General features: G+C 61.3%; 7 protein-coding genes and 1 tRNA gene. 5 read left to right on the plus strand and 3 right to left on the minus strand.

The genetic code is table 11. The features are described 5' to 3' along the window. The first annotated feature begins 93 nt into the window (after positions 1–93). Positions 94–1,047, plus strand: coding sequence for a sulfate adenylyltransferase subunit CysD (cysD, locus tag AF71_RS27600; protein ID WP_018116469.1), 954 nt, complete (start codon positions 94–96; stop codon positions 1,045–1,047). 1 nt (position 1,048) lies between these two features. Next, entirely contained in the window at positions 1,049–2,536 is a 1,488-nt protein-coding gene (gene cysN, locus AF71_RS27605; protein ID WP_169683904.1) for a sulfate adenylyltransferase subunit CysN, read from the plus strand. A gap of 59 nt (positions 2,537–2,595) precedes the next feature. Here cysN and AF71_RS27610 read toward each other — a convergent pair whose 3' ends face one another. Then, complete coding sequence (locus AF71_RS27610) at positions 2,596–3,417, minus strand: bifunctional allantoicase/(S)-ureidoglycine aminohydrolase (RefSeq protein ID WP_018858476.1); 822 nt, start codon at positions 3,415–3,417, stop codon at positions 2,596–2,598. A gap of 125 nt (positions 3,418–3,542) precedes the next feature. Here AF71_RS27610 and AF71_RS27615 point away from each other — a divergent pair, with 125 nt between their 5' ends. After that, complete coding sequence (locus AF71_RS27615; protein WP_169683905.1) at positions 3,543–3,758, plus strand: hypothetical protein; 216 nt, start codon at positions 3,543–3,545, stop codon at positions 3,756–3,758. Positions 3,759–3,903: 145 nt separating this feature from the next. On the opposite strand, the gene AF71_RS27620 is transcribed toward AF71_RS27615, so the two are convergent. Both AF71_RS27620 and AF71_RS27625 read right to left on the minus strand, forming a co-directional pair. Next, positions 3,904–4,137, minus strand: coding sequence for a hypothetical protein (locus tag AF71_RS27620; RefSeq protein WP_018858477.1), 234 nt, complete (start codon positions 4,135–4,137; stop codon positions 3,904–3,906). Between the two features lie 1,361 nt (positions 4,138–5,498). Beyond that, positions 5,499–5,575: transfer RNA gene (locus AF71_RS27625), tRNA-Pro, on the minus strand. Positions 5,576–5,847: 272 nt separating this feature from the next. Here AF71_RS27625 and AF71_RS27630 point away from each other — a divergent pair. Further along, a complete protein-coding gene (locus AF71_RS27630; protein WP_169683906.1) occupies positions 5,848–6,261 on the plus strand; it encodes a hypothetical protein in 414 nt (137 codons plus the stop codon). Between the two features lie 227 nt (positions 6,262–6,488). After that, positions 6,489–6,894, plus strand: a 406-nt coding sequence (locus tag AF71_RS27635) for a helix-turn-helix domain-containing protein (RefSeq protein ID WP_169683907.1), incomplete at its 3' end; no start/stop codon positions are given.

The following is a 6,894-nucleotide window of genomic DNA, read 5'->3' on the forward strand; positions in this document are numbered from 1 at the left end:
GGAGCGCGGCCCGTCGCCTGCGCTCCTCGAAGTCTGAAATGCACCCATTCCGGATGCCTCCCTTCCGAGAATGATTGAAGCCTGGAGTCAGAAATGCCCGATAGCCGTCCGGATACGGAACTCAACAATCCCCGGAGCGCGAAGCCGCCGCTCGACCCGCATTTGAAGGCTCTCGAAAACGAAGCGATCCACATTTTCCGTGAGGTCGCCGCCGAATTCGAGCGTCCCGTCATGCTCTACTCGATCGGCAAGGATTCGTCGGTCCTGCTGCATCTGGCCCGTAAGGCCTTCTACCCCGGTCGCGTCCCCTTCCCGCTGCTGCATGTCAACACCGGCTGGAAATTCCGCGAGATGATTGCCTTTCGCGATGAAACCGCGAAGAAATACGACCTCGACCTGATCGAGCACATCAATCCGCGCGGTGCGGCCGAAAACATCACGCCGTTCACGCATGGCTCGGCCGCCTTTACCGACATCATGAAGACCGAAGGGCTGCGCCAGGCCCTCGACGCCGGCCAATTCGATGCCGCCTTCGGTGGCGCGCGCCGCGACGAGGAAGCCAGCCGCGCCAAGGAACGCATCTATTCCTTCCGCACACCAGACCATCGCTGGGATCCGCGCAACCAGCGCCCGGAACTCTGGAACATCTATAATGGCCAGATCCGCAAGGGCGAAAGCGTTCGCGTCTTCCCGCTGTCAAACTGGACCGAAGTCGATATCTGGCGCTACATCCAGGCCGAAGACATTCCGCTCGTGCCGCTCTACTACGCCAAGAAGCGCCCCTATGTTGAGCGCGACGGCATGATGATCCTTGCCGAAGATCCGCGGCTGGAACTGTTGCCCGGCGAAGTGCGCCAGGAAGGCATGATCCGTTTCCGCACCCTGGGCGATTTTCCGCTGACAGGCGCCATCCCATCGAAGGCGACCACGCTCGAAGAGGTGATTGCCGAACTCGAAATTGCCACTGTCTCCGAACGACAGGGCCGCGCCATCGACCGCGACCAGTCCGGTTCCATGGAAAAGAAGAAGCGTGAAGGATATTTCTGAGATGACCGCAGCCGTAACCGCCGCACACGCCCTTGCCGTGCCCGCCGCAGATCCTGCGACGGCAACGCGCGACTCGCGACCGCTGCGCCTCATCACCTGCGGCAGCGTCGATGATGGCAAGTCCACCCTGATCGGCCGCCTGCTCTGGGATACCAAGGCCGTCAAGGAAGACCAGGCCGCCACGCTGCAGCGCGATTCCACCGGCAAGCAGAACGATCTCGGCCTGCCCGACTTCGCACTGCTGCTCGACGGCCTGCAGGCCGAGCGCGAACAGGGCATCACCATCGATGTCGCCTATCGCTACTTCTCGACCGACAAGCGCTCCTTCATCGTTGCCGACACGCCCGGCCACGAGCAGTACACCCGCAACATGGCAACCGGCGCCTCCACCGCCGATCTCGCCGTGCTCCTGGTCGACGCGCGCGCCGGCATTCTGGAGCAGACGCGTCGCCACGCAACGATCGCCTCGCTGCTCGGCATCAAGCAGTTCGTGCTTGCCATCAACAAGATCGACCTGACGAACTACGATCGCGCCGGCTTCGAGAAGATTACGCACGAGTTCCGCGAATTCGCGCTGTCGCTCGGCGTCAAGCAGATCACCGCGATCCCGATGTCGGCCCTGAAGGGCGAGAACGTCGTTTATTCCGGCGAGGCATCGATGCCGTGGTACGCCGGCCCGACGCTGGTCGAGACGCTCGAGCTTGCGACCGTCCGCTCCTCGCAGGCGACAGGCTTCCGCTTCTCGGTGCAGCGCGTCTCGCGTCCGGGGGAAAGCTTCCGCGGCTACCAGGGCACCGTTGCCGGCGGTTCCGTCAAGCCGGGTGATAGCGTCATGATCCTGCCCTCGGGTATGATCGCCAACGTTTCCAAGATCGTCACCTTCGATCTCGTGCGCAACGCCGCCGTTGCCGGTGATGCGATCACGCTGGTTCTCGACCGGCAGGTCGACGTTGCACGCGGCGACATGATCGTCTCGATCGACAGCCAGCCGCAGGTGGGCATCTCCTTCGACGCGCAGATCGTCGCGCTGCAGCCGGAGGGTATCGAAGCCGGCAAGCGCTATTGGCTGAAGAGCGGCAGCCGTCGCCAGCGCGTACAGGTGCAGCCGGTGGCGCAGCTCGAGCTGAAGACCGGCGCCTGGGCCCCGGTCGATACGCTCTACATGAATGCGATCGGCAAGGTGCGCCTCGCCTTCGACGAACAGGCGATCTTCGACCCCTACGAGCAGAACCGGGCGACCGGCTCCTTCATCCTGATCGACCCCGACACCAACAACACAGTGGCCGGCGGCATGGTCAGCGGAAAGCGGAGCGAGCTCGGCGGCATCCACGGCGGCGATGCCCGCGTGATCCTGTCGCTGCCGGCCGACCTCGCCGACCAGATCATGGCGAGCGAACTCTTCGCCAACCGCCGCCATGAGGCGGAGGTGCGGCGCATGACCGCCGCTGAGGCGGCCGACCTCTGGTCGAACGCGGCAAGCGACATCTAGGCAAACGAAAACGGGGCCACATCGGCCCCGTTTCTCATTCTAAACTCGCCGCGTGACCCCTACCACAGTGGCATGTGGCGATTGACGTCCTTGTAGAGCAGGTAGCGGAAGCGTCCGGGACCGCCGGCATAGCAGGCCTGCGGGCAGAAGGCGCGCAGCCACATGAAGTCACCGGCTTCGACTTCGACCCAATCCTTGTTGAGACGATAGACGGCCCTGCCCTCGAGCACGTAGAGGCCGTGCTCCATCACGTGCGTTTCCATGAACGGGATCACGCCGCCGGGCTCGAAGGTGACGATGGTGACGTGCATGTCGTAGCGAAGATCGGCCGGGGCGATGAAGCGCGTCGTGGCCCAGGCGCCGTCCGTATCCGGCATCGGCTGCGGCGGGTGATTTTCCTCATGCGTGAAGATCGCCGGCGGCGGCTCCTGCCCCTCGACCTCTTGGAACGCCTTGCGGATCCAGTGAAACTTTACGGGTGCAGCACTCTTGTTCCACAGCGCCCAACGGGAGCCGGCGGGCAGGAAAGCGAAGGAGCCGGGGCGCATTTGGTGTGCCTTTCCGTCGAACTCGACGGTCATCTCACCGTCGACGACGAAGAGCACGCCTTCGGCGCGCTTCTCCGGTTCCGGCCGGTCGCTGCCGCCACCCGGCTGCACTTCCATGATGTACTGCGAGAACGTCTCGGAAAAACCGGTCAGCGGGCGGGAGATCACCCAGGCACGTGTCCCTTCCCAGTGCGGGAAGTAGCTGGTGACGATGTCAGTCATGACGCTGCGGGGGATGACGGCATAGGCCGTCGTGAACACCGCCTTGCTGGAGAGGAGTTCGGTCTGCGGCGGCAGGCCGCCCATGCTGGAGTAGAAGTTCGAGCTGCTCATTGGTTCACTTTTCACGGGCCGGGATTGTCAATCTGGTTTAAGCGCCGCATCTCTTCTAGGCAACCTTTAGATTGCCGTCGCCGCGGCAGACTGTCCGCGGTGCCTCGCTAGCTCAGGAGGGATCGATGAGTCTGGAAAAACTTCGGGAAGACTATGTTCAGAGGGTCAAGGAATACGAGGACAATCTCAAATCCATGTCCGAGAACGACGTCAAACACTTCCGCGCGGAGGATGGCGGGCCGCTCTCCGATATCACCGAGCAGATCCGCAACGAGTATTATCGGCATATCGAGACCTATGCGACCCTGATTGCCGAAATCGATGCCATTCTCGGAGCTTAGCGCGCTCGAAGCCGGAACAGCCGCTGCACCAGCGGTGCCGGATCGAAGCAAAGGGGGCTGTGCGTCCGTAGCCGGGCCCGAGGGTCGGGGACCCTGGCCACTACGGGTGCTGCATCCGATTGCTGAAATGATTGGGCAAGCCGACTTACGCGATCCTGGCAAGCCTGACATCGGTGTCATCGGCCAAGATCTCAGCCTGCGCGACGGACACGTTTGCCGACGCCATCAACAGCAGGCACAGGCCGACCGCGCGCGGTACTTCGGTTTCACCCGACGCCCAGCGACGTGTCGTCGTCTGATCGACACCAAAGAGCTTTTGGACACCAGCGGCGCTCAGTCCCGTGACGGCAACCGCAGCTTTGTATTCTGAGGTCTTCATGCACTGTTCCCCGCCCGCCGAAGCGCGCTTGTCTGATATATCTTTATGTGAAGCTGCGTACTTTAGTTCTCGCTTATTTTTATGGATACCGAAATACGACATCTAAGCCTCCGTTTGCGACAGCGACGCCGATGCGACCTTTCGGCTGAATGTTCCAGAGGCTGTAGTTGTGTTGTTCACAGCAAGGAAGCTAAATGGCGGCGTAAGAAAAAAGCCCGCCTCCGCGGCTTTTCGGCTGGACATCGAAAACCTCCCGCCCGACCCGGCCCTTAGTGACAGCCAAGTCAATTCCTTTTGATGGCGGATCCGGTGTTTGCCGTAGACCGCTCTAGGACTCCCAGGCTCGTCCCGAGAAATCCCGAGATATCGTGGATCTTCACGAGCCGTAAATTTACTGTTGCGTACTTAACCGTTGGTCTCGTTTGTGGTCCGCTCCACCGAGAAGACATGTTCTCTACCGACTATTGCGGCTACTGTTCCAGGCACCCGCTTGACCGCGGATGGCAAAGCGATGGTCTTCAGAGGCTCGTTTCAAGGAGGATTTCGTGAAGAGGATAGTCGGCCTTGCGGCCATCTTTTGCTCGTTTTCTATTTTTGCTTTCGCCGCCGCGCCCAGTGATATCGCCGATCTCGTCGGTACTCGCGCGACGGACGCTGCGTCCAAGATGCAAGCCCGTGGCTACCGACACGTCAGGAGCAGCACTTGGTGGAACGACAAGACGGGCACGTGTGTCGATGTACGCGTGTCGTTTGGCCGCTACTCGCGTATCGATCAATTGAAGCCGTCTGCATGCGGCGAAGCTTCCGCCGGATCGCCGGACTTGAGCAACGTTCCGGCTCGCGCTTTGCGCGCGTGCAGCCGACGGGCCGATCGATATCAGAGCCCTCGAGGGGGAACGAACGTCGTCAAGGCAGCCGAGCGGACCGGTCCCACCTGGCTTCTGACGATCGCCACCCGACATTACACTCTAGAATGCACAGTTACGGCTTCCGGACGGGTAATTCGGATGGACACGAAGTAAAGAGCCAAGATCCACTGGAGATGCACCCCACATTTCCACAGCTCGTACAACGGAGCTTCGGCATCAGCGTTTCAATTATCACTCGTCCCCAAATCGCCGCCCAACCTCCCACCTGTCCAGCCAACAGAGATGACGGCATTTCGAGTTGCTCTTTCCGCGAGTCCGCGGCGGCGGCGCGTTTGTCTTCGCCGTCGGCTTAAGCGAACCACAGTCGAGAATTTGTAGCCGCCGACGGCTTTCCGACGGATTGGAATTCCAATCAATTGCTGAATCTGTCGGTGAGGTTTTTGTGCGTCCATTGGCACAAATGAAAAACCCCTGCAGAGCAGGGGTTTCGGCTGGTCGGAGTGGAGTGATTCGAACACTCGACCCCCACGTCCCGAACGTGGTGCGCTACCAGACTGCGCTACACTCCGTGACCAGCGGCGCCTCTATAGACCGGCCCATCTCGTTGCGCAAGCACCAAAATTCAAAAGCCGGCGCATTTTTTGCCGACAGGGCCGGCGCACCTCCTGAGAGCACTAAGTGGAGCAAAATGACACACTTGCGGCAAATTTTGCGATTGCCAAGGCGGGCCGATTTTCTTTTGCCGGGTTCCGCGTTAAAGCCCTCGGCGGGACAAGCGGAAACCGCTGCAGACCAGCGATTCCCGCTGTCGAATGCGCGACAACTTTTCAAGGACGATAGAATGAAACTCCGCACCTTTGCCGCGGCTGGGCTTGCCATTGCGCTTGCCGGCTGCACGACGATTCCGACCTCCGCAGATCCGATCTCCAGTCGCTGGGTTGGCCAGTCGGCCGGCAAGTTCTTTGCCGCATTCGGCCCGCCGATCAACGATGTCGAGAACGGCTCCAGCGTCACCTACACCTGGAAGGGCGGCTACAAGACGGTTCGCACCCCGGCGAAATACGCAGAAGGCGCGGATGGCAAGCGCGGCAAGCAGATCGCGGCTGCCCGCACGCAATACCTGCGCTGCCAGGCGGAAATCGTCACCAGCTCCGACTACACGATCCGCAGCATCCGCGTCGTCGGCGACATCCCGGGCGTGAACGGCCCGTCCTATTGCGCCGAGTTCCTGGCGCCGGCACAACCCGCGCAGTAAGAAACGGCAGAGCGAGCGTTTGGAAGGCGGCCCATTGGTCGCCTTTCTTCTATGTCGAGTATTCTGAGTTGCTACGCGGCCTCCGTTCGCGGCTGACACCGCGGCAAAAGACTTCATCATTGCTGGTGTCCTTCCCGAGAGAGGGGTGACAGTTCATACCGGAGACATGGGTTACACTTTTGGCCTTTGCGAGGAGAGCGAAGGTGCCTTGGCAGGAGTGCAACCGCATGGACGAACGTCTCAAATTCGTTGCGCGGGTTCTGGATGGCGAGAAGATAGCGGCGCTGTGCCGCGAATTCGGCATCTCCCGCAAGACCGGTCACAAGATCATCAGCCGCTATAACGACAGCGGTCTGGAAGGACTGACAGATCGATCGCGACGGCCTTACCGGCACGCCAATCAGCTTCCTTTCCAAATCGAGAAGCTGATTGTGCGGACCAAGCAGGACAAGCCCAACTGGGGCGCACCGAAGATCAGGGAGCGGCTGGCGCGGCTGTATCCGGATGTTCACACGCCGGCGATCTCAACCGTGCATGCCGTCCTCGACCGCAACGGCCTGGTCAAGCACGGTAGGCGGCGGCGCAACCGGGCTGAAGGAACAGCACTCTCCAATCCTGGGCTGCCCAACGACC

This window comes from Rhizobium sp. 57MFTsu3.2 (assembly GCF_012932765.1).
GTDB classification, from domain to species: Bacteria; Pseudomonadota; Alphaproteobacteria; order Rhizobiales; family Rhizobiaceae; genus Rhizobium; species Rhizobium altiplani.